This is a genomic window from Streptococcus mitis SK575, from assembly GCF_000257865.1.
GTDB classification, from domain to species: Bacteria; Bacillota; Bacilli; order Lactobacillales; family Streptococcaceae; genus Streptococcus; species Streptococcus mitis_CQ.
This window is the reverse complement of sequence record NZ_AICU01000065.1, coordinates 1-21,324: the sequence shown is the minus strand read 5'-3', so window position 1 is coordinate 21,324 and position 21,324 is coordinate 1. Positions and strand designations below refer to the sequence as shown.

Genomic DNA, 21,324 nt, shown 5'->3' with positions numbered 1-21,324 from the left:
AAAGCAATCTATTTTTCAATTTCATTTTCAATTACTTATCATTTTATTCTTCAAAATCAAAGCCATACAAGGTTGCAAAGTAGTCCTCAGGGCGCTCTGCACGGCGGATTTGACGGGCTTTACCTTCTTCGGTATAAAGGATTTCCGCAGAACGAAGTTTGGCGTTGTACTGGTAGCCCATTGAAAAACCGTGAGCACCTGTATCATGAATTACCAGCAAATCACCGATTTCTGTATGAGGTAGTTCACGATTTACTGCAAATTTATCATTGTTTTCACAGAGTGAACCAACCACATCTACCACTTCAGCTGGTCCATCTGGATGGGTCACGTTAGTAATATGATGGTAAGCTCCGTACATAGCTGGACGCATGAGGTTGACTGCTGATGCATCCACACCTAGATAGGTACGGTAAGTTTTCTTCTTATGAGTGACTCTTGTGACCAAAGCACCGTGAGGGGCTAACATAAAGCGACCCAATTCGGTAAAAATCTTGACCTGACCAAGACCTGCTGGCGTAAGGACCTCTTCATAAACCTTACGAACTCCCTCGCCAATCAAGACGATATCATTTGGCTCCTGCTCAGGACGATAGTTGACTCCAATACCGCCAGAAAGATTGATAAAGTCTAGTGAAATACCCAACTTTTCCTTGATTTCAACAGCCAATTCAAAAAGCTGACGCGCCAACTCTGGATAATAGAGATGGGTCACGGTATTGGACGCTAGGAAGGAGTGAATCCCAAAAGTCTTAGCTCCTTTTTCCTTCAAGATGGCAAAGGCTTCAAAGAGCTGGTCCTTGGTCATGCCAAACTTGGCTTCTCCAGGATTGTCCATGATGTCTGTCCCCAGCTCAAAAACACCTCCGGGATTGTAACGACATGAGATGATTTCTGGAATACCTGCTGCTCGCTCCAGATGTTCAATATCTTCAAAGGCATCCAAGTTAATGGTCGCACCCAATTCACGCGCATAGGCATATTCCTTGTCTGGCGTGTTGTTTGAAGAGAACATAATCTCAGAACCAGGGAAATTCAGTTTATGACTCATCAAAAGCTCCACATAACTAGAGCAGTCCACACCGCAACCTTCCTCTTGGAGAATTTTCAAAATAGCTGGAGTTGGAGTAGCCTTAACTGCAAAATATTCCTTAAAGCCCTTGTTCCACGAAAATGCTTGGTTGACGGCTCTTGCCTTTTCACGAATTCCCTTCTCATCATACAAGTGAAAGGGAGTTGGGAACTCGACAACAATCTTTTCTAACTCTTCTCTATTAATAAATGGTGTTTTCATACGCTTCCTTCTATTCTATTTGCAAAGAAAGGCTGGGACTATCGTTCCAACCTTTAGTTCTATCTCTTATTTATCTTCGTCAAAGATATTGCCAACCTCAACATCGATGGCTTGGTTCTTGACATCAATATTGGTTACCTTCAAAAGTGACTTGTAGTCAAATTGCTTTTCACGTTCTTCTTGGGCATTATCCGCAAAGACTGCAACACCTGCCAGTTCTGAGTCGAATTCGCGCAAGAGACTGATCATCCCGTTGACCGTTCCGCCACCTTTCAAGAAATCGTCCACAATCAAGACACGACTACCTGCCTTGAGACTACGTTTTGAAAGGAACATTTTCTCAATGCGGTCACCACTTGAACCGGATACATAGTTGACGCTGACAGTTGAACCTTCGGTAATTTTCAGGTCACGGCGCACAATAACAAAAGGAACATTGAGGACATTGGCAACTGCATTTGCAAGTGGAACACCCTTAGTCGCTACTGTCATAACCGCATCAATTTTTTGGTCCATAAAGCTCTTGGCAATAATGCGACCAATATTTTTCAAGATGGCTGGTGTGCTAAGCAAATCGGACAGGTAGATGTAACCACCTGGCAAGATACGGTCACTTTCTGACAACTTGGCACACAAGTCTTCAACCATTTCCTTAGCATCCTGATTCGAAATAGACGGTGTAAAGATAACACCTCCGCCAGCACCAGTTACTGTCTGGATATGACCGATTTCAATTTCCTCAAAGGCGCGTTTGATAATCACGATATCTTCTGAGATGGATGATTTAGCAGATTCATACTTTTCAGCAAACGTATTGAGACTAGTTAGTTTATAAGGATTATTAATCAAATAGTTGGAAATGACAACCATCCGATCACTTCTTCTTAATTTCATTTCTATTTCCCATTTCATTTAATTTTGATATTTTATCTATTATACCATATTCACATAAAAAAACGAACATTCTTGCCCTAAAAATGCTCATTTTTCTTAAATTATTAATCTAAATCTGGTTTATAGAAGGAACGATTGTCCATAGCGAAGATTTTATTGGTCATCTCTCCTTTATCAACCAAAGCCAAAGCTGTTGACATCATCATCATGCTAGCATCCAGATTATCAATCATATGGATAATCTCTGCCTCCATGATACGTGGACGAACTGGACTTCCATACTCTAGTAAACCGTGGTGGCTGAGAATAACGTGGCGGAGCAGAACGACTTCTTCCTTGGTGTCATCGATGCCGAGTTCCATAACTGTCTTAGTAATTTCACTATCAATCAGAGCAATATGTCCAAGGAGATTGCCTCGCACTGTATACTCCGTCTGGTCTGGTCCCGTCAACTCGATAACTTTAGCTAAGTCATGCAGCATAATCCCTGCATAAAGCAGGCTCTTATTGAGCTGAGGATAGATCTCGCTAATGGCATCTGCCAAGCGCACCATGGTTGCCGTATGATAGGCCAAGCCCGTTTCAAAGGCATGATGGTTTGTCTTGGCAGCTGGATAAGAGTAAAATTCCTTATCATACTTGGTGTAGAGCTTTCGGACAATCCGTTGCCAAACAGGATTTTCTATTTTGAAAATCATTTGCGACATGTAGTCACGGATTTCCTTGACATCAACTGGCGACTTGACCTTGAAATCAGCTGGATCATTGGGTTCGCCAGGTTGAGGCAGGCGAAGGGTAATTTGATTGACTTGAGGGGTGTTGTTATAAACTTCTCGGCGCCCTTTCATGTGAACAACCTTACCTGCTGTAAAGGCCTCAACATTATGAGGTTGGGCATCCCAGAGTTTCCCTTCAATCTCGCCACTATCATCTTGGAAGGTAAAGGCTAGGTAGTTTTTCCCAGCACGAGTTTGCCTCAGGTCAGCCGATTTGATTAGGTAAAAGCCTTCAAACAGCTCATCTTTTTTCATGTGACTAATCTTCATATTCTTCCTCATCTTCTTGGAAATGGAGTAGATCAAGCGCAGGCTCACCTTCTGATAACTCAATGTGACGGAGCGTCCGCTCGATAGCTGTGGTACGACGGTTTAATAGTTCATCAATATTGCCAGAGGCATGTTGGAGGTGTTTTTGTGCCTTGACCAGAATACCACCAAACTTGCCAAACTCGGTCTTGACACTAGCGAGAGTCTTGCTGATATGGTCAGCACTTTTTTGGATATTGAGAGTCTTGAAACCAACTGATAGAGAGTTAAGCAGGGCTGATAGGGTACTTGGACCTGAGACAATAATCTGCTCCTCCCGTCTCAAGTCATCAAAGAAGATCGGATTGCGGACGATTTCTGAGTAGAGACCTTCTGTCGGAACAAACAAAACTCCAAAATTGGTCGTCCGAGGCGGTGATATGTACTTGCTCTTGATATCCTTGGCAAAGCGCTTGACGCTTGCTAAGAGTGACTTGCGACAGCGTTCGATCTCGTCCTTGTCACCCGCATCATAGGCTTCTTCTAAGCGGTAATAATCTGCCAGTGGAAACTTGGAGTCAATCGGTAGGTAGACATATTCCTGGTCGCCTTGTCCGGGTAACTTGATGGCATACTCCACTCGTTCACTAGAGTTTTCAACCGTTGCGTATTCTCGTTCATACTGGGCAGGGGTCATGATGTCCTCAATAATTTGCCCCAGTTGCAATTCTCCCAGAATACCTCGCGTCTTGGTTCCAGAGAGAACCTTGTTGAGGGCTCCGACATCGCGGGCAACTGTCTGCATTTCTCCAAGGCCACGATTGACCGACTCCAGTTGTTTGGAAACTGTCTCAAAGGAAGCCTGCAAGCGCGTCTGCAAGGTCTTTTCCAACTTTTCCTCGACTGTCTGGCGCATTTGTTCCAAACGTTGCTCATTGGATTCCTGCAAGGCTTGAAGACGTTGGTCCGTCTTGTCTCTGGTTTGGAGGAGGTTCTCTGTCATTTCTTGACGGACTTGCGTCAATCCTTGATGCAATTCCATTCGAACTTCTTGCAAACGGTCACTGACAGCCACTTCCAAATCTTTTTGATCTAACTGGCTAGCTTGTCTGGCTTGTTCAAAACGATAATCCAACTGGTCTGACAAGTGATCTGCCTGATCCTCCAAGCTCTTACTTAGATGTTTTTCCTGCTTATCCTGCCTTTGCCAAATCAGAAAGATACCAGCTAGGTTGGCAATCAATAATAGAACAAGTAAACTTTCCATTCTACCTCCTGTCCTTACTATGTAGCACGACCACATAGCCATCTGGGCAAGTCACCGACACTTCCCTATCTATATATTCGTTAGAAGCGTACACTTTTTTAAAGAAAAAATTTTCCTCTGTCAACTCATACTTAGCACCGAGAATGGTCAGCTGGCTATCTCGAACTGGCATAAAGGCAAGATAGTCGTAGTCTGAACGGGGTTCAAGCTGACTGGTCCCTTCTGGACAATAGGCAATCAAATTTTGCCCATCCTCAATTTCTATCTGGCGCATATAAGGCGCCAACTTGGGATTGCTAGGAAGAAAAACATTGGCCAGCATATGATCGATACGACCACCCAAAGCACCGAAAATAGTGACCTGAGCCTGAGGATTTTTCTCAAAAATAGTCAAGAGAGCCAATTCCAGATCTGTATCATCCTTTTCTGGTCGGGCTTGGACAAAATGCTGGGCACGTTTTTGAATCACCTGTCGTTCTTCTTCGGTCACAGAATCAAAATCTCCAACCGCTAAAGCAAGAGGTAGATTTTCCTCCAAGACCCAGAGCGAGCCTCGATCCACACCGACAAAACTATCAAAGTCCGTCCGATAATGACCGCGGTCTCCTCCTGCAAAAACGGCAACCCTAGTCCAGTTGTTTTCTGAGAGTTTGTACTCGCTCATTGACATCTCCCTTAAAGACATAGGAACCTGCTACAAAAACGGTCGCACCAGCTTCTTTGGCTTGAGCAATAGTTTGATCATCAATCCCGCCATCCACTTCGATTTCAAAGTTCAAGCCTTTTTCATCACGAAGGGCAACCAACTCACGGACCTTATCCATTGTCTCTGGTAGAAAGGCTTGCCCACCAAATCCAGGATTAACTGTCATGACTAAGACTTGGTCAACTAGGTGAAGGACGTGCTTGACGGCTTCAACTGGTGTGCCAGGATTGATAACGACTGAAGGCTTAACTCCGAGTGAACGAATTTTTTGGAGGGCACCATGGATATGGGGTGTTGCTTCTACATGGATACTGATGATATCTGCACCTGCGCGCGCAAAGTCTTCTAAGTGGTGTTCAGGATTCGCCACCATCAAGTGGCAGTCAAAGACCATCTTACTATGAGGGCGAAGAGCTTCGACCACACCTGCACCAAAACTGATTTGTGGCACAAAGTGCCCATCCATGATATCGATATGGGCATATTCTGCACCAGTTGCTTCTAGACGTTTGATTTCACGTTCAAAGTTGGCATAATCTGCTGCCAGGATTGACGGAGCAATCTTGTATTGAGACATAGGTTTCTCCTTATTTTGGAATTTTTTTGCTGACCTTTTTATAGGTTTCTCTGCGATTTTCAATCTCACTGAGGAATTGCAGATAGTTGTCAAAACGGAAGCTGGCAATAGTCCCTTCTTCCACTGCTGGCTTCACTGCACAGGACGGCTCATGGGTATGGGTACAAGTGCGGAATTTACATTCTCGACTGACACTAGCGATTTCTGGGAAGGCCTGATTGAGGTCTTCAGCCGTTGATACTTCGTAGTCCAAGGATGAAAATCCTGGTGTATCTGCGATTTTACCCCCATTGAGGTTGTAAAAACTAACAGCTCGAGTAGTATGGCGCCCACGACCCAGACTGTCTGAGATTTCTCCTGTTTCAAGATTGAGGTCAGGCGCGATTTTGTTGAGAAGGGTTGACTTCCCAACACCTGTCTGCCCCATAAAGACTGTAACCTTGCCTGTTAACAAAGGAAGGAGTCCCTCTTTACTGGTCACAAAGTCATAGCCGATATCACCATAAGTCTGTTGGTAAAAATCCAGTTCTCCTCTATCTTCCAACAAATCCATTTTGGAAATATAGACGATGGGATGGATGCCCTTGTGCTCCAAAAGAACCAAGAAGCGATCCAGCAAATTGCTGTTAAAATCAGGTTCCTTGACAGACATAATTACTACAGCTTGGTCAATATTGACAATGGGTGGACGGACCAGACTGTTTTTCCGTTCGTGAATCTTGAGGATATAGCCTTCTGAATTTTCCTCGGCAGAAAAGTCGACCAAATCCCCAACGTAGGGAGTATGGCCTTTTTTACGGAAATTCCCACGCGCACGTGTTTGATAGACCTGGCCCTCACTCTCTACATAGTAGAAGCCTGCCAAGGCTTTAATAATTTGTCCCTGCATTTTAAAGTCCTTGTCCTTTAAGTGCATCTGCTAGGCTGGCAAATTCTGCCAAGCTGAGAGCTTCTCCACGCACACTTGGTGACAAGCCTGCTTGGTCCAAAGCCTTGGTCAGCTTGTCCTTGACTTCTTCGGTCTTACCAAAGTAACCTGTCAGGTTATTCCATAAGGTCTTGCGGCGATGAGTGAAACTAGCCTTGGAAACCTTAAAGAAGAAGTTCTCGTCTTCCACTGCTACGGCTGGCTCTGGACGACGTACCATTTTCAAGATGGCCGAATCCACATTTGGCGCTGGCACAAAGACCGTACGAGGTACGATAAAGGCAACCTTGGCAGTCATGTAATACTGCACAGCGATTGACAAACTGCCATATGCCTTGGTATTTGGTTGAGCGGAAATGCGGTCTGCCACTTCTTTTTGCATCATGACGACAAACTCACTAAAAGGAATCCCACTCTCGATCAAGTGCATGAGAATAGGCGTCGTGATGTAATAAGGCAAGTTAGCTACTACCTTGATTGGCAGGTCAGGATTTTTAAAATTCTGGATATGTTGCGCCAAATCGACCTTGAGAATATCCTCGTTGACTACGGTCACATTGTCAAAATCACGCAGAGTATCTGCCAAAATTGGCACCAAACGGTGGTCGATCTCAAAGGCCATAACTTCTGCTGCACGCTCAGCCAAAAATTCCGTCAAGGCACCAATCCCTGGGCCAATTTCAATGACATTAACCTGGTCATCAATCTCAGCTGTATCCACGATTTTTTGTAGGATATTGGTATCCGTCAAGAAATTTTGCCCAAAGGACTTTTTAAAGGTAAAACCGTGACGCTCCAGCACTGCCTTGGTCACGCTATAATCTGCAATTCTCATCTATTCTCTTTTCTATTATCTGTTACTACTATTGTAACACATTCCCCTTGTATTTTGGGGGTGAAAATCATACCAAAAAACTATCTTTCCTCATGAAGAAAGATAGTCTTGGAAATGGACTTATCGGTTCTCTCGAAACATCCGTTCGAAAAAATCAGCTTCTTGATAACTTCGATTTTCGGGTAGGGTCAAATCTACATCCTCCTCCACATCATCCACTGTCAGTTCAACCGTTTGAGGTAAATTTTTCAAACGATAATGCTTTTGCCTTTGACCTTCAATACTAGCAAAATCAAGCAAATAGCCATTCACTCGGATTTGAACTAAAAGAAGATGATTGGTCATATTTTCCATAATGAGGATATCTTCTAAACCACCTCTGGCACTAGGATAATCAGATACCCTGCGAATACGGATTTTTTCACACATGAGCAAGCTCCCTCATATCAATGATTTCATCGGCCTTATTCCAGACTAGGGGATTATGGGTCGCAATGATGATAATTCGATTTTCATCTTTCAAATCCACCAATAGATTCATAACCTCCTCTGAATTTTCAGGATCAAGAGCTGCTGTTGGTTCATCTGCCAAAATCAAGGGTGGATTTTTCAAAATAGTCTTCGCAAGGGCAACTCGTTGAGCCTCTCCCCCAGATAAAGTATAAATTTTTTGTTCTAAATCCAAATACCCCAGATTAACTTTTTCTAAAGCCTCCACTTGCCTTTCCAAACGTTCTACTTTTGAAATCTTTTGACCAACAAAGCCCAAATCCAAATTCTCTTTGATTGATTGGTTTTCTAAAAGGCCAAAATTTTGAAAGAGATAGCCCATCTGGTCTCGAAAATACTCACGAGTGGGAATGTTTTTTAAATCTTTCCCCTGATAGAGAACCCTTCCTCCATCTATCTTTTCTAACTTTCCTAAGATATTCAGCAGAGTCGTCTTTCCGCTTCCACTCTTTCCGATTAAGGCATAAACCTTGCCCTTCTCCAGCTTGAGACTTAAACCAGAGAAAATCGCGCGGTCATTAAATTTCTTTTCCAATCCTTGAATATCAATCATCTTATTTTCCTTTCAATACTGCCATGCTACCAGCTTCCTCTTTTTTATCCTGCCTTACTAAAATCAAGAGGGCGTTAAGAGTAAATAAAGCTACAACTAGAGCGCTAATCAAGCTATCTCCTGTCAAAACACTAGATAGGATTAGACCAAGCAAGAGAACTCCTCCTTGCGCCAGTAAGTACTTGCCATGAAGCTCATAAATTGTCATACCAGAAAGACGTTTAATCATAAGCTCCCGTCTGAACTGCTCAAAATAGAGAAGATTCATGGAGTCAAATAACAAGATAGCCGTAGACAGGGTCAAAATAGTCCCTATAAGGAGAGAGTAGAACTCCATCCGTTTGTCATTTAGTACCTTGGCAAAAAATAGTTGGCTTTTTACCAAATAAGAGATCTTGTGATACAGACCTTGCTCTTTTAGAGCTGTGATGCTGTCGCTATATCGATCTAGTTTTAAGGCACTATTAGCCGTAGTTCCCCATAACATCCCTGCAACAGGTCTTGTTCCAGTCGCTTGCGGCGTTAGAACTACAATAATCGGATCTTTTAGGTATTGGCGTGTCGTCTTGTAACCATCATTATAGAGGAACCGTTCCTGTCCTGTTTCTGTAAAAGCTAGCGTTACCTTTGGGAGGTAGTGTTTCTGACTCGTCACTTCTACACTTTCAGATGAAAAGTTTTGCAGGTAATCTGTAAACAATCCTTGGTAGTAGGCAGACTGCTCTCGCAAACTCTCAGGCAAGATCAGCCCAAACTCTCCCTCAGATAAGTTTTGCATCTTATCCATAAACTCTGAAGAAACGGTAATCTTTTCTTCTATCAGATAGCGCGGTGAGACATAGATGACATTCCCTGACGGTGTGTAGTCACTGAGACGATTGCCATCTAGGTCCACTTCTGCTCCGTCTGAGAAATTGTCAACATTGCTCATGATATAAAAAGAGTCTGTGTTGGCTAACCGTTCTTCAGTAAATGTCTGCCACTCACGATTATCCTTACGCATTCCTTCTTCATCGGCAAATGCACTAGACCAACCAAAGGATAGACGGTAACGGTCTGAGGACTGGCTCCATTTATCGCTAGCTCTCTCCATTTCCTGCATTTCACGGTAGTGGGGTAGGAGAGCAGTCGCACTCGAGCCGACCACCAGCACGGCCAAGAGTTGCCCCACCATCATCAATGTCATTATACGTTTGAGAGGGAGTTTCCCTTTCAATAGATCCACCAGACTATTTTCTTGTAAACCAAGTAGATACACGACACTCAGTAAGGTAGAAATCCCTGCCAAGGTCAATCCATAAAGTAGAAGAGCAATGATGACAAGTTGCACCGTTGCCATAAATAAGGCACCTTGATACCAGAGAATCCCCAATCCCAAAAGACTGGATACCAGTACCGAAAAAATAAGTTGTCTAACATCTTCTAACACCGGTCTGAGAGCAACCCCAAACAAGCTCTCACCAGCTATTAAGCGAATCCCTGCCTGACGAAGGGACTTGATCCGATAAATCAGGGTCAGACTCATAAAGGTCAGCAGAAAAATGGCTAGACTCAGTAGCCCCATAGGGGTGGCCGCCAAGAGGACGACCATCGAAAATGCCTCTGTTCTATTCGAGACAACACCATTATAACCAAGTTCTTGCAGGGCGGTCTGTAAGCTCACTCCATCCAGACTCCCTGACACAATCAAGTAAGAACCTAATAAATCACTCGTTTCTGCACTCTCCTCGGAGGAAATGGTCAAACCTTCTGGAAGTTCTCCCTGGCCATAAGTGGCATAGGTAAAGCGTGTTTCTCCAGCTTCATTTGGTTCAACAATCCGTCGGGCGATGAGACTATTTTGCTCTACCGCCAAGCTACTCAAAGCCTCTGTCACCTCTTCGCGACTAGCTACTGGCTGGTCTAGCCCAGTACCCATTACGTCAACAGAGGGATAGTTACCAAATAAAATCTCTTCTCGATGGTCAACAGAATTTATCACCATATAAAGCGATACCAATACCATTGAAATCAAAATAAATAAGCGTTTCATCATTTCCTCCAAAAAGTTACTTGGTCACTTAGTGAGAAGATGACCACAGTCACTGCTATGCTAAGATACTGATTCAGTTCTTTCCTCTACCATATCTTCAAGTATATTATAATCGTTTTTTCTACCACTATCAATGACATCAATGTCCTTAAAATCTAACCATTCCTTGTCATTTTTAGCTTATATCTAAAAAACAGCTCTAAAAACGAACTTTAGAACTGTTTTGCGATAACCGCAGGGACATTTTTGTCATTGTTTCACCATGTCTATGAATATTTTTCCCTGTTATAAAATGAAGTGCAACATAAAAACACTATTGGTGCACTCTAATTGCAAAAATACTATAAAGTAAATTTAGCATAACCACAAATCATTCATAAAAACAATTGTCTGAAACTAATCAGGGGAAAATCAATCACTAGTTGTCAGAAACTTTTCTTTTAAAGTTTATTATTTATCACTCGCGAATGGTATACACTAATTATTCATACTGTGCACAAGAACAACTAAATAAGACTGATTACAAAATTCTTTCTTTAAATTATTCGTTTCATTCTTTATAAAACGGATATGTAACTATTATACCCAAAGTACTAATTATAATTTTAAAAATTGCACCTAAAATATTTAAAGTGGATAAATCAAGTATTCCGTTTATTAAGTATAGTAAACAAAAGAAGAATGGGACATATTTTATTAATTTTTTCATAAACTATAGTGCTATTAAGGTCAAAGCTTTAGCTACTGTCCAAGCCATCCAATCTGGCATACCTGCACGCTTACAAGACTGGTAGATTCCATCTTCAATCCAACCAGTAAAGTGATCTAGTGTGCCCAGTATCGCATTTAAACCTATATATTGATTTATCCATCTTTTAACATTTGAAGGGACTCTATTATAACCTTTTCGAATAGCTTTAACTGCAATAGACCACTTCCCTCTGTCCATTTTAGCAGCTTGAATATCCTCTTGTGAAATAGTATCCTTATCAAACTCTAAGATACGTCCATTATCTACATAGATATGCTTTCCTTCACTATTAATTGCCTTAGAACGTTTTGAAAGTTGAGTTGCTTTACCTGAAACCGAAGATGTAGTAGCAAAAACAGTTGCAGAAGGAAGAGCAACAGTACTTAAGGTTAAAAAACAACTTAAAACAACTACTGTTTTTGTTATAATTTTGTTTTTCATTTTGTTTCCTCCTCTTATTTTATAGCAAGATTGTTGAGTTACTTGCTCCTCTTTCCATTATCAACGTTGATACTATTATATTACCAAATGATATTCTAAAATTATTTGTTTTTCTCTAAATTGTCAAAATAGCACCCTGAAATGAACTTTTATAGTCATTATACTCCATCTCTATCACACTACCAAGGACATCAACGTCCTTAAAATAGAACCATTTTGTGTCATTTTTAGCTTATATATAAAAAACAGCCCTAAAGACGAACTTTAGAGCTGTTTTGATACAAGAACAAAGACATTTTTGTCATTGCTTCACTATGTTTATAAATATTTTTTTACATCCTCTTGCCATTCCTCTGTCAATTTCTTTACTAGAAATCCATCTCCAATTAGCTGCGCAAATGTTTTAGAAGACTGATAAAATGATTCAGCTAAACTAAAATCTCTTTCTTCTCTTAATGCTTGCTTCCACAAAAACATAAATACCAGAGGTTTCTTTTGATAATCTTGAGTTTTATCCATAATTTCTTGTAAACACGATAGATAATCATTAAAGCAATCAGTTACTCCTACCTTTTCAAGACAACACATTCCTGAAATAAGAGTATCTCTAATTATAAAGAAGTTTTCTAATTGAGTTACCTTCTTCTGTTCTAAAAGAAAGAACATTAGCTTTTCGATTTGATTCACAAATTTGGCAAGATCTTTTCTAATGAGTATTTGATAAAAAAACAAACGAATCAACAACATATCATTTATTGAATAAGCTTCTTTTTCTATAATCTGAGGCATATGTTCCTCAAGTATTAACTCTGCATATTCAGGCCTTCTAGTTCTAGAAGTATCCAAACACGCCTGCAATACTTCACATGCTAATTGTTCCTCTTTAGGAAGATTATCAAAATATGTTTTATAAATCTCTTCCAAACACGCTTCTTTCTTATCGTACTCCTCTTCTTTACCATAGATTGGTTCACGTAAAATCTGGTATTTCAATGCCAAATAAGCAGGAGGAAGAGCAGAAAAATCCGGCATAAGGCTATAAGCTGGAACTCCTAGCCGGCGAGCAATATAGTCTAACTTGGGCAAACTTGGTTGCGAAGCTCCACTTTCAATTCGCGACAGTTGACGAACTGTCAGTTCTTGCTCATCTCCACAAAAATCTGGACGACTAATTCCTTTTTCTATCCGAATCTCTTTAATTTTTTGACCAATTAACATCAGACGCCTCCTCTTCTACCTGCTTCGAAAAATACTGTGAAACTCAAAAAATTGTAACAATCACATCTTTCCTACTCATAACTCTTCATAGCTTCTTCCACTTCTGCCAAGGTGACCCCGAACAACTCTAGGCGCTTGAGGAGTTGCTTGCCGTTGGAATAGCCGATTCGGAGAGCCTCTCCCAGATATTCTCGGCGCTTACGGCTGTCTGCCCCTGCTAGAAAACCAAGGCGAATCAAGTCGCTACGACTGATGTCAAACTGACTCTCATGTTCAAATTGTTCTGTCACCTGAGCCAGCGCTATTTTCAAATCTTCATAGCTGGCATGCTCAATTCCCAGAGAACGTCCCTTGGTTTTGGACTTAGGAACAGCTTCATCTCGTTTGAGGAAGGCATGCTGAACTGTCGGAATAGCCGTCATAATCATGCGCCGAATCCGCTCCCCATTAAAATCTGGGTCTGTAAAGACAATGACTCCATGACGTTGGTGCAGGCGTTGAATCCGCTCTAGATCCTGATCATTGATGGCAGAACCTCGGGTCTCATAGGTTTCTACATCGAAGTAACGTTTGAGATTGGCCGTATCATCGCGACCTTCAACCACGATGACTTGAGAAATTTTTTCTTTCATTACTTGCTGTCCAATCCAAAAATACGCTCTGCATTTGCAGTCGTTGCTGCCGCTAGCTCTTCTGTCGTCATACCACGCAAGTCAGCGATAAAGTCCACTACATAGCGAGTGTAGGCTGTTTTATTTTCACGACCACGCTTGGGTACAGGTGCTAAGTAAGGCGCATCTGTTTCCACCAACATCTTGTCCACAGGTAACTTTTTAGCCGCTTCTTGGATATCAGTTGCCTTCTTGAAAGTCACCACTCCTGAGAAGGAAATGGTCATGCCAAGCGCGACAAACTTCTCTGCCCATTCAAGAGTTCCTGAGAAAGAATGCATAATGCCACCCCGAGGACCAACTCCCTCGCTCTTGATAATCTCATAAGTATCTTCCAGCGCATCACGGGTATGGACAACAAAAGGTAAATTCAAGTCCTTAGATAGCTGGATCTGACGACGAAAAACCTGCTCCTGCACCTCTTTGGGCGCTGTCATCCAATGATAATCCAAACCAATCTCACCCAAGGCAACCACCTTTGGATGCTTGAGCTTGTCAAGCAAGTAGGTTTCAATCTCCTCTGTGTAAGTCCCTGCTTCTGTCGGATGCCAACCGATAGTCGCATAGAGCTGGTCATACTCATCTACCAACTCCAAGGCACGCTCAATCGTCGGTTGATCAAAACCAACAATATTCATCTGTGTCACACCCATCTCAGCAGCCAAGGCAATTTCTTCTGCCTCACGACCTGCAAATTCTTCTACATTCAAGTGTGTATGTGTATCAAAAATCATCTCTTCTAACCTCGTTTTCTATCTTCTATTATACCAAAAAACTGCCCTCTCTCCTCATCTGTACAAAATATTCTAAAATCCATCGTCGTCTCTTGACGCTATTTGCCCAAAGCAGTATAATAGCACTTATTGAAATTTTCAGAAAAGGAAAATACCATGTTTACAAAATTAAAACAGACCTTTATAGGCCGTCCTCTTAAGTCCTTAACAGAAGGCGAGGGAGGTCTGCTGGGAAAAATGCAGGCCTTGGCCATGTTGTCAAGCGACGCTCTATCTTCCATTGCCTATGGGCCTGAGCAAGTAGTCCTCGTCTTGGCTAGTCTCTCTCCTCTTGCTATTTGGTGGAGCCTTCCTATCGGCCTTTTTGTCCTCCTACTTCTGGCCAGCCTGACCGTTTCCTACCGTCAAATCATCCACGCCTATCCTCAAGGGGGAGGGGCCTATATGGTTACTCGAGAAAATCTATCTCCCGAACTTGGCTTGATTGCTGGAGGTAGTCTGCTGGTTGACTACATGCTGACTGTGGCGGTATCGGTATCATCTGGAGCTGACGCTATCACAGCAGCCCTCCCTGTCCTCCACCCTTACAACCTCCACATCTCCATTTTTCTAGTTTGCTTGCTTATGCTCTTGAATTTACGGGGTTTGAAAGAATCTGCCAGTTCACTGATGATTCCTGTCTATCTCTTTATCATCAGTACTGTCTTTCTCTTACTCTACGGAATCTTTCAACTAATGACAGGGTCTCTCAGCTATCAGGCAACTTCACCTATTGGGCATGCTGTTCCGAGCCTGTCTATCGTTCTCATTCTAAGAGCTTTTACCAGCGGATCTGCCTCTCTGACAGGGGTTGAAGCTATTTCAAATGCCGTTCCCTTTTTCAAGGCTCCAAAAGAAAAGAATGCCGCTCAAACCTTGACCATTATGTCACTGATTTTAGGTTTTCTTTTTGCTGGAATCACCTTCCTAAACTACTGGATGGGGATTATGCCTCAACACGGAGAGACTATTCTTTCGCAGATGGCTCAAGGCATCCTTGGCACTTCCTTCTTTGGCCACCTTGGCTATTATATCTTCCAATTCTCCACAGCCTTGATTTTGGCCGTAGCTGCAAATACTGGCTTTTCGGCCTTCCCTATGCTAGCTTACAATATGGCTAAAAACAAATACATGCCCCATCTCTTTATGGAAAAAGGAGACCGCCTAGGCTACTCTAATGGAATTTTAACTCTGGCTTTTGGGGCTATGATTCTTCTTCTCATTTTTAATGGCAATACCGAACGTTTGATTCCTCTTTATACTATCGGGGTCTTCGTTCCCTTCGCCCTATCTCAGACTGGGATGATTCGTCATTGGAAAAAGGAAAAAGGGACCAACTTCTTAAAACCTGCTCTTGCTAATATCCTTGGGGCAATCATTTGCTACGCTATCGTGTTGATCCTGCTCTTTTTCCGTCTCAGTGATATCTGGCCTTTCTTCCCAATTATTCTCGTACTCACCCTACTCTTCTTGGCAATTCACAGTCATTACCAAAAAGTGGCCCAACAACTGCGACTCTATGAAGGCATCGAAAAACGTACTTACGACGGCAATCTTGTCCTCGTCCTAGTAGGAAATGTCACCCGCGTCAGCGTCGGAGCCATTAACTACGCTCAAAGTATCGGTGACGAAGTCCTAGCCATGCATATTTCTACCAAGGAAACAGCAGAAAAAGATCAAGAAATTCTCCAAGAATTTGCTGATTACTTCCCAACCATTACTCTAAAAAACATCAAGACTAGCTACCGCGACATCATCACGCCTACTATCAAGTATGTCAAACGGGTTTCCGAGGACGCTCAGAAAAAGAACTATACAGTCACTGTCCTCGTCCCCCAGTTTATCCCTAATAAACCTTGGCAGAATATCCTGCACAATCAGATGAGTCTCAAACTCAAATACGCCCTTCGTTGGCACCAAGACGTCGTTGTCGCTAGCTACTCTTATCACTTAAAAGAATAAAGAAAAGTCCTTACCAAAACTAAGAAGCTTCTGGTAAGGACTTTTTTCTGAATCCTGTCACTATGCTTAACTGAAAAGCATGACTAGGCATATTATTGAATGTGGTTAGCTAAATCTTCCTGAGCTTTTTTATTTGACTCAGCTTTTTCTTTTAGCCATTTTTCGTAGAGCTCTTGGTACTGTTTAGCAGTTACTGGTTCTTTTTGCAATTCAACATATTTGTAGTTGTCAGAATCTCCTTTGTGCCCAACAAATGAGAACGGACCTGTAAACGGAACTGTCTTACGGAAAATTGGATTAGCTCCTCCACTTTGAACCGGTAGGAAGAGAGCACTATCTGTCAACCAAGCTTGAACTTCGGCAAATTTTTCATAGCGAGCTTGAGTATCTGTGATTTCCGCATCAGCCTGATCCAAGAGTTTCTTATAGTCAGAAAGACCAATCTTGTCCTTAACTTCCTTGTCTTTTCCTTCAGACAAGCCCATGTTTTTCAACTGAGAACCAGAGTCTGGATCCAAGAGATCAAGATAGGTTTTCGGATCTGAGAAATCTCCACTCCAACCCGAGATATCAATGTCGTAATCCTTTTGATCGGCGGTGTCCGCAAAGAAAGTTGCCTGATCTTTTTCATCTGGAGAAAGTTGAATCACATCAATAACAATATTATCCGATCCAAGTGTTTCTTCCACTGTTTGTTTGAAAGATCCAGCCTGTTGCACATCTAACTTAGCAGTCTGGTCAACTGGCATATCCAAATGAATTGGGAAAGTTACTCCCTGAGCTTGCAGGCTTTCTTTGGCCTTAGCAAACTTCTCTTTGGCCTTTTCAGGATTCAAGAAGGCTTGCTTACCATCGTTTAGGCTGATGTTTGCCCAATCTTTACCGTAGTTGACAATTTTTTCATTGACAATGTCACCGAAGTTCTTATCGCCAACTTGGACAAAGTTACTTGGTGTAACTGTGTTACGCAAGATACGGTCTGCCCCATCTTCACCATTTGTCTGTGCTGCATAGGCATGACGGTCAAAGGCAAAGTTGATAGCCTGACGGAAATCCTTATTTTGCATAGCTGCACGTGAATCTGTCTTTTCCTTATCAGACTGTTTCATAGTCTGCTTGTAGCTTTGACGATTAACGTTGAAAAGATAATAGAAAGTAACTGAGTTTTGTGGTGTATAGGTAATCTTGTCCTCATTCCCCTTCTTGAGTTCAGCAAATACTGAACTTGTTGGGAAGATACGTCCGTCCGTGTAGTTGCCTTCCAAGAAACCTCGGGCCAAACTATCTTGGTCTGAACCGTCAAAGAAAGAGAGCTTCACTTTCTCAATTTTGACATTGTCCTTATCCCAATAGTTAGGATTTTTATCAAATTCAATCAAAGATTTTGATGTGAAGGACTTAAACAAGTAAGGACCATTTGACAAGATACTTGATGGCGTCACACTTCCAAAGTCATCTCCCTTAGACTTCAAGAAAGCTTCGTTTACCGGACTAAGGATACTTGCTGTTGTTTTAGAGTTCCAATAAGTCTCTGGTTGATTGAGGGTGTATTGTAGCGTGTAATCATCCACTGCCTTAACGCCCACAGTTGCAAAATCAGATGATTTCCCTTCAACATAGTCTGCTAGACCTTTGATAGAGTCTTGTACCAAGTACAAGTTTTCAGCCTTTTTATCAGCCGCATACTTTAGACCAGTCACAAAGTCATGAGCTGTTACGTCCGCATACTCTTCTCCTTCAGAAGTGTACCATTTAGCTCCCTGACGGATTTTATAAGTGTAGGTCAAACCATCTTTTGACACAGTCCATGACTCAGCCATAGAAGGAATGAGATTGCCATACCGGTCATTTTCCAACAAACCATCAATCAAGTTGGTTGTGATGCTAGAAGTGGAACCACGTGTTGAAGTAATGTAATCTAACGTATCCGGATTGCTGGCAAATACATAAGAGTAAGTTTTGTCTGCATTACTTGATTGGGAAGACCCACATGCCGCTAGAGCTAGACCTGCTGTCAAAGCCATAGCTCCAAAAAGCATAACTTTTGATTTCTTCATGATTATTCTCCATTTTTTACTATATGTGAAATATTATACACCATTTGAGCAAAAATATAAAGCCTTTTTGTACTTTTTTACAAAAATAAAAATCAGTAGACTCGAGTTCCTACTGATTTTTGATAGAATTCGTTTGGATTATGCAGCCAAAACTTTGCGTCCTTTACGACGACGAGCTGCCAATACGCGACGACCGTTTTTAGTTGACATACGGTTACGGAATCCGTGTTTGCGCGCACGACGAAGTTTACTTGGTTGATAAGTACGTTTCACGATGAATACCTCCTCATAGATTTTGTATTCGTTTAGCCGGCTATAAAGTGATCAGTTACTAAACATACTTTACTATTCTATCTGATTCTTTTACTTTTGTCAATAGCTCAAGGCAAATGTTTCCAGCTTTTTCGAATGTAAGCCCTATCTACGATACTGTTTCAAGAATCGAGTCATCTTTTCTTGAATTTGGGCCAGTTCATCGACACGAGGAAGGTAAACAATACGGAAGTGGTCTGGTTCCTGCCAGTTGAAGCCTCGACCATGAACCAAGAGAACCTTTTCCTGCTTCAAGAAATTCAGAACAAACTGCTCATCATCATCGATACGGTACATATTGCGATCGATTTTAGGGAAGATATAGAGCCCAGCCTTGGGTTTAACCGCAGACAAACCTGGGATATCCTGAATGGCATTATAGATGAAATTTCTTTGCTCATAAATTCGTCCACCAGGAAGGAGCAATTCATCGACCGACTGGTGACCACCCAAGGAAGTTTGTACGACTTGTTGGGCCAAAACGTTAGAGCAAAGGCGCATATTGGACAGCATATTGAGTCCTTCGATATAGCCCTTGACATGAGTCTTAGGTCCAGACAAGACCATCCAACCCACACGGAAACCAGCAATACGGTGGGATTTTGATAGACCGTTCATGCTGACACAGAAAACATCTGGTGCCAAGCTCGCCACAGGCGTATGCACATGTCCATCCATGACCATGCGGTCGTAAATTTCATCTGCAAAGATAATCAAATCGTTTTGACGGGCAATCTCAATAATTTCCAGCAAGAGTTCCTTAGGATAAAGGGCTCCAGTTGGGTTGTTTGGATTGATAAGGACGATTGCCTTGGTATTAGAAGTGATTTTTGACTTGATATCGTCAATATCTGGGTACCATTCTGCAGCTTCATCACAGATATAGTGAACGGCATTTCCTCCAGCTAGGCTGACAGCTGCTGTCCAGAGAGGATAGTCTGGCATTGGCACTAAGACCTCATCCCCATTGTCCAAAAGCCCCTGCATGGACATGACAATCAACTCACTGACACCATTTCCAAGGTAGATATCATCAATATCTACATTTGGGAATTTCTTCAGTTGACAATACTGCATAATAGCCTTACGGGCTGAGAAAATCCCCTTGGAGTCAGAATATCCTTCACTATCACGTGCATTCATAATCAAGTCATGAATGACCTCGTCTGGCGCTGTAAAGCCAAATTCTGCTGGATTTCCTGTATTCAGACGTAAAATCTTTTCTCCGTTTGCTCGCATTCGCATGGCTTCTTCCAAAACAGGGCCACGGATATCATAAGCAACATGCTCTAACTTACTAGATTTGTTATATTCTTTCATCTTGTTTCCTCAATTCATCAGGATAGTAACATTATACCACTAGAAAGAAAATGCGACAAGTTTACTGAAATGTTTTACTAGATTGAGATAGAAGAAAAGCCTCACTAAAAGCGAGGTCAAACAGGGAAGATAGCAGGTATTTTGCGAAAGTCACATCACATACCAAAAGATAAACCTAGAAAAAGCAAGCCTAAGAAGGAGTCATAAAGAAGATTGAACATGAGGAAAAGTCCCCATATCATCAAGTAATCCCAACGCCCACTTCGTTTTGCAACTAGGAATAAGAACAGATGGTAGAGTACATGAAAGACTAAAAAGCCGATAAAACCTGGATAGAGAAGTGGAATTAGCTTCTCTAATTGCCAGACCATGATAACTTCTAGCAAGACTGAAACTAGGATGATTCCATAATAAAGGAAATTTGATTTTTTTGTTTCTTGAAAAGAATTTTTCATCATTCTCCCTCCCTTCACTTCTTTCCTGCTATTCTTTCTTTTATTTTATCATATATTTATATAGATTTTAAGCGCTAACATTCTTTTGAAAAATACTTTTTTTGCTTTACTTCTATAGTGAAAAGGTTTACAATTATAGTAAGAAAATTTCAGGAGGTTTCATTATGGCACAACGTTACCAAAATATCATGGTCGCAATCGATGGTTCTAAGGAAGCGGACTTAGCTTTTGTCAAGGGAGTTCATTCTGCTCTACGAAACGACGCTAAACTCACCATCGCACATGTCATTGACACACGCGCTCTCCAAAGCGTATCCACCTTTGATGCTGAAGTTTATGAAGAACTCCAAGTCGACGCTGAAAGTCTGATGAAAGAGTACGAAAAACGTGCTAAAGATGCTGGTGTGGCAGATGTTCATATCGTCATTGAAATGGGAAATCCAAAGACCCTACTGGCACGTACTATTCCCGATGCTGAAGAAGTGGACCTCATCCTCGTTGGCGCAACTGGTCTCAACGCCTTTGAACGCCTCTTGGTCGGATCTTCATCTGAATACATTCTCCGCCATGCTAAGGTCGATTTGCTGGTTGTGAGAGAACAAGAAAAAACCTTATAATCACAAAGAAAAGGAGCTCAGCGCTCCTTTTTGTTTACTATTTATACTCTTCGAAAATCTCTTCAAACCACGTCAACGTCCATCTACAACCTCAAAACAGTGTTTTGAGCAACCTGCGGCTAGTTT

General features: G+C 41.9%; 21 protein-coding genes. 2 read left to right on the top strand and 19 right to left on the bottom strand.

Going from position 1 to position 21,324, the window contains the following annotated elements; genetic code table 11:
• Positions 1-43: 43 nt before the first annotated feature.
• From HMPREF1048_RS08430 to HMPREF1048_RS08360, 15 genes are all read right to left on the bottom strand, one after another.
• Positions 44-1,294 (bottom strand): diaminopimelate decarboxylase, encoded by a 1,251-nt coding sequence (locus HMPREF1048_RS08430; RefSeq protein WP_000856535.1) that lies wholly within the window; start codon positions 1,292-1,294, stop codon positions 44-46.
• Between the two features lie 66 nt (positions 1,295-1,360).
• A complete protein-coding gene (gene purR, locus HMPREF1048_RS08425; RefSeq protein ID WP_025171932.1) occupies positions 1,361-2,188 on the bottom strand; it encodes a pur operon repressor in 828 nt (275 codons plus the stop codon).
• Between the two features lie 104 nt (positions 2,189-2,292).
• A complete protein-coding gene (locus tag HMPREF1048_RS08420) occupies positions 2,293-3,234 on the bottom strand; it encodes a 3'-5' exoribonuclease YhaM family protein (RefSeq protein WP_000703197.1) in 942 nt (313 codons plus the stop codon).
• On the bottom strand, positions 3,224-4,480 hold the full coding sequence (locus HMPREF1048_RS08415; protein ID WP_000444770.1) for a DNA recombination protein RmuC: 1,257 nt from the start codon (positions 4,478-4,480) through the stop codon (positions 3,224-3,226). Before HMPREF1048_RS08415 ends, HMPREF1048_RS08420 begins: the two co-directional genes overlap by 11 nt.
• Position 4,481: 1 nt before the next feature.
• Entirely contained in the window at positions 4,482-5,144 is a 663-nt protein-coding gene (locus tag HMPREF1048_RS08410) for a thiamine diphosphokinase (RefSeq protein ID WP_000006137.1), read from the bottom strand.
• Positions 5,107-5,763 carry a ribulose-phosphate 3-epimerase gene (gene rpe / locus HMPREF1048_RS08405; protein WP_000084994.1) on the bottom strand — a complete coding sequence of 219 codons (657 nt, stop codon included), beginning with the start codon at positions 5,761-5,763 and terminating at the stop codon, positions 5,107-5,109. Before rpe ends, HMPREF1048_RS08410 begins: the two co-directional genes overlap by 38 nt.
• 10 nt (positions 5,764-5,773) lie before the next feature.
• Positions 5,774-6,652, bottom strand: coding sequence for a ribosome small subunit-dependent GTPase A (gene rsgA, locus HMPREF1048_RS08400; protein WP_004248993.1), 879 nt, complete (start codon positions 6,650-6,652; stop codon positions 5,774-5,776).
• Between the two features lies 1 nt (position 6,653).
• Positions 6,654-7,526 carry a 16S rRNA (adenine(1518)-N(6)/adenine(1519)-N(6))-dimethyltransferase RsmA gene (gene rsmA, locus HMPREF1048_RS08395; RefSeq protein ID WP_001216838.1) on the bottom strand — a complete coding sequence of 291 codons (873 nt, stop codon included), beginning with the start codon at positions 7,524-7,526 and terminating at the stop codon, positions 6,654-6,656.
• 120 nt (positions 7,527-7,646) lie between these two features.
• Positions 7,647-7,955 carry a hypothetical protein gene (locus HMPREF1048_RS08390; RefSeq protein ID WP_000333264.1) on the bottom strand — a complete coding sequence of 103 codons (309 nt, stop codon included), beginning with the start codon at positions 7,953-7,955 and terminating at the stop codon, positions 7,647-7,649.
• Complete coding sequence (locus HMPREF1048_RS08385) at positions 7,948-8,589, bottom strand: ABC transporter ATP-binding protein (protein WP_000565536.1); 642 nt, start codon at positions 8,587-8,589, stop codon at positions 7,948-7,950. Before HMPREF1048_RS08385 ends, HMPREF1048_RS08390 begins: the two co-directional genes overlap by 8 nt.
• A gap of 1 nt (position 8,590) precedes the next feature.
• The gene (locus HMPREF1048_RS08380) at positions 8,591-10,621 is read right to left on the bottom strand and encodes a bacteriocin-associated integral membrane family protein (RefSeq protein WP_000825236.1); all 2,031 of its coding nucleotides are present in this window, start codon (positions 10,619-10,621) and stop codon (positions 8,591-8,593) included.
• A gap of 712 nt (positions 10,622-11,333) precedes the next feature.
• Positions 11,334-11,813: a hypothetical protein gene (locus tag HMPREF1048_RS08375; protein WP_000790921.1), complete on the bottom strand. Its 480-nt coding sequence runs from the start codon at positions 11,811-11,813 to the stop codon at positions 11,334-11,336.
• A 318-nt stretch (positions 11,814-12,131) separates the two neighbouring features.
• A complete protein-coding gene (locus tag HMPREF1048_RS08370; RefSeq protein WP_000904841.1) occupies positions 12,132-13,031 on the bottom strand; it encodes a helix-turn-helix transcriptional regulator in 900 nt (299 codons plus the stop codon).
• A gap of 71 nt (positions 13,032-13,102) precedes the next feature.
• Complete coding sequence (gene rnmV, locus HMPREF1048_RS08365) at positions 13,103-13,663, bottom strand: ribonuclease M5 (RefSeq protein WP_000659991.1); 561 nt, start codon at positions 13,661-13,663, stop codon at positions 13,103-13,105.
• Positions 13,663-14,436 (bottom strand): TatD family hydrolase, encoded by a 774-nt coding sequence (locus tag HMPREF1048_RS08360; protein WP_000575625.1) that lies wholly within the window; start codon positions 14,434-14,436, stop codon positions 13,663-13,665. The genes rnmV and HMPREF1048_RS08360 overlap by 1 nt, the downstream gene beginning before the upstream one ends.
• 156 nt (positions 14,437-14,592) lie before the next feature.
• Here HMPREF1048_RS08360 and HMPREF1048_RS08355 point away from each other — a divergent pair, with 156 nt between their 5' ends.
• Positions 14,593-16,437, top strand: a complete 1,845-nt coding sequence (locus HMPREF1048_RS08355) for an APC family permease (RefSeq protein ID WP_000494453.1) — start codon at positions 14,593-14,595, stop codon at positions 16,435-16,437.
• 92 nt (positions 16,438-16,529) lie between these two features.
• Here HMPREF1048_RS08355 and HMPREF1048_RS08350 read toward each other — a convergent pair whose 3' ends face one another.
• From HMPREF1048_RS08350 to HMPREF1048_RS08335, 4 genes are all read right to left on the bottom strand, one after another.
• Positions 16,530-18,494, bottom strand: coding sequence for a peptide ABC transporter substrate-binding protein (locus HMPREF1048_RS08350; protein ID WP_000748907.1), 1,965 nt, complete (start codon positions 18,492-18,494; stop codon positions 16,530-16,532).
• Positions 18,495-18,632: 138 nt separating this feature from the next.
• Positions 18,633-18,767, bottom strand: coding sequence for a 50S ribosomal protein L34 (gene rpmH / locus HMPREF1048_RS08345; RefSeq protein ID WP_000831905.1), 135 nt, complete (start codon positions 18,765-18,767; stop codon positions 18,633-18,635).
• Between the two features lie 144 nt (positions 18,768-18,911).
• Entirely contained in the window at positions 18,912-20,126 is a 1,215-nt protein-coding gene (locus tag HMPREF1048_RS08340) for a pyridoxal phosphate-dependent aminotransferase (RefSeq protein WP_000666457.1), read from the bottom strand.
• A gap of 155 nt (positions 20,127-20,281) precedes the next feature.
• Positions 20,282-20,584, bottom strand: coding sequence for a hypothetical protein (locus HMPREF1048_RS08335; RefSeq protein ID WP_000977361.1), 303 nt, complete (start codon positions 20,582-20,584; stop codon positions 20,282-20,284).
• Between the two features lie 161 nt (positions 20,585-20,745).
• Between HMPREF1048_RS08335 and HMPREF1048_RS08330 the strand changes: the two genes are divergently transcribed.
• Positions 20,746-21,198, top strand: coding sequence for a universal stress protein (locus HMPREF1048_RS08330; protein ID WP_000079148.1), 453 nt, complete (start codon positions 20,746-20,748; stop codon positions 21,196-21,198).
• Positions 21,199-21,324 lie beyond the last annotated feature (126 nt).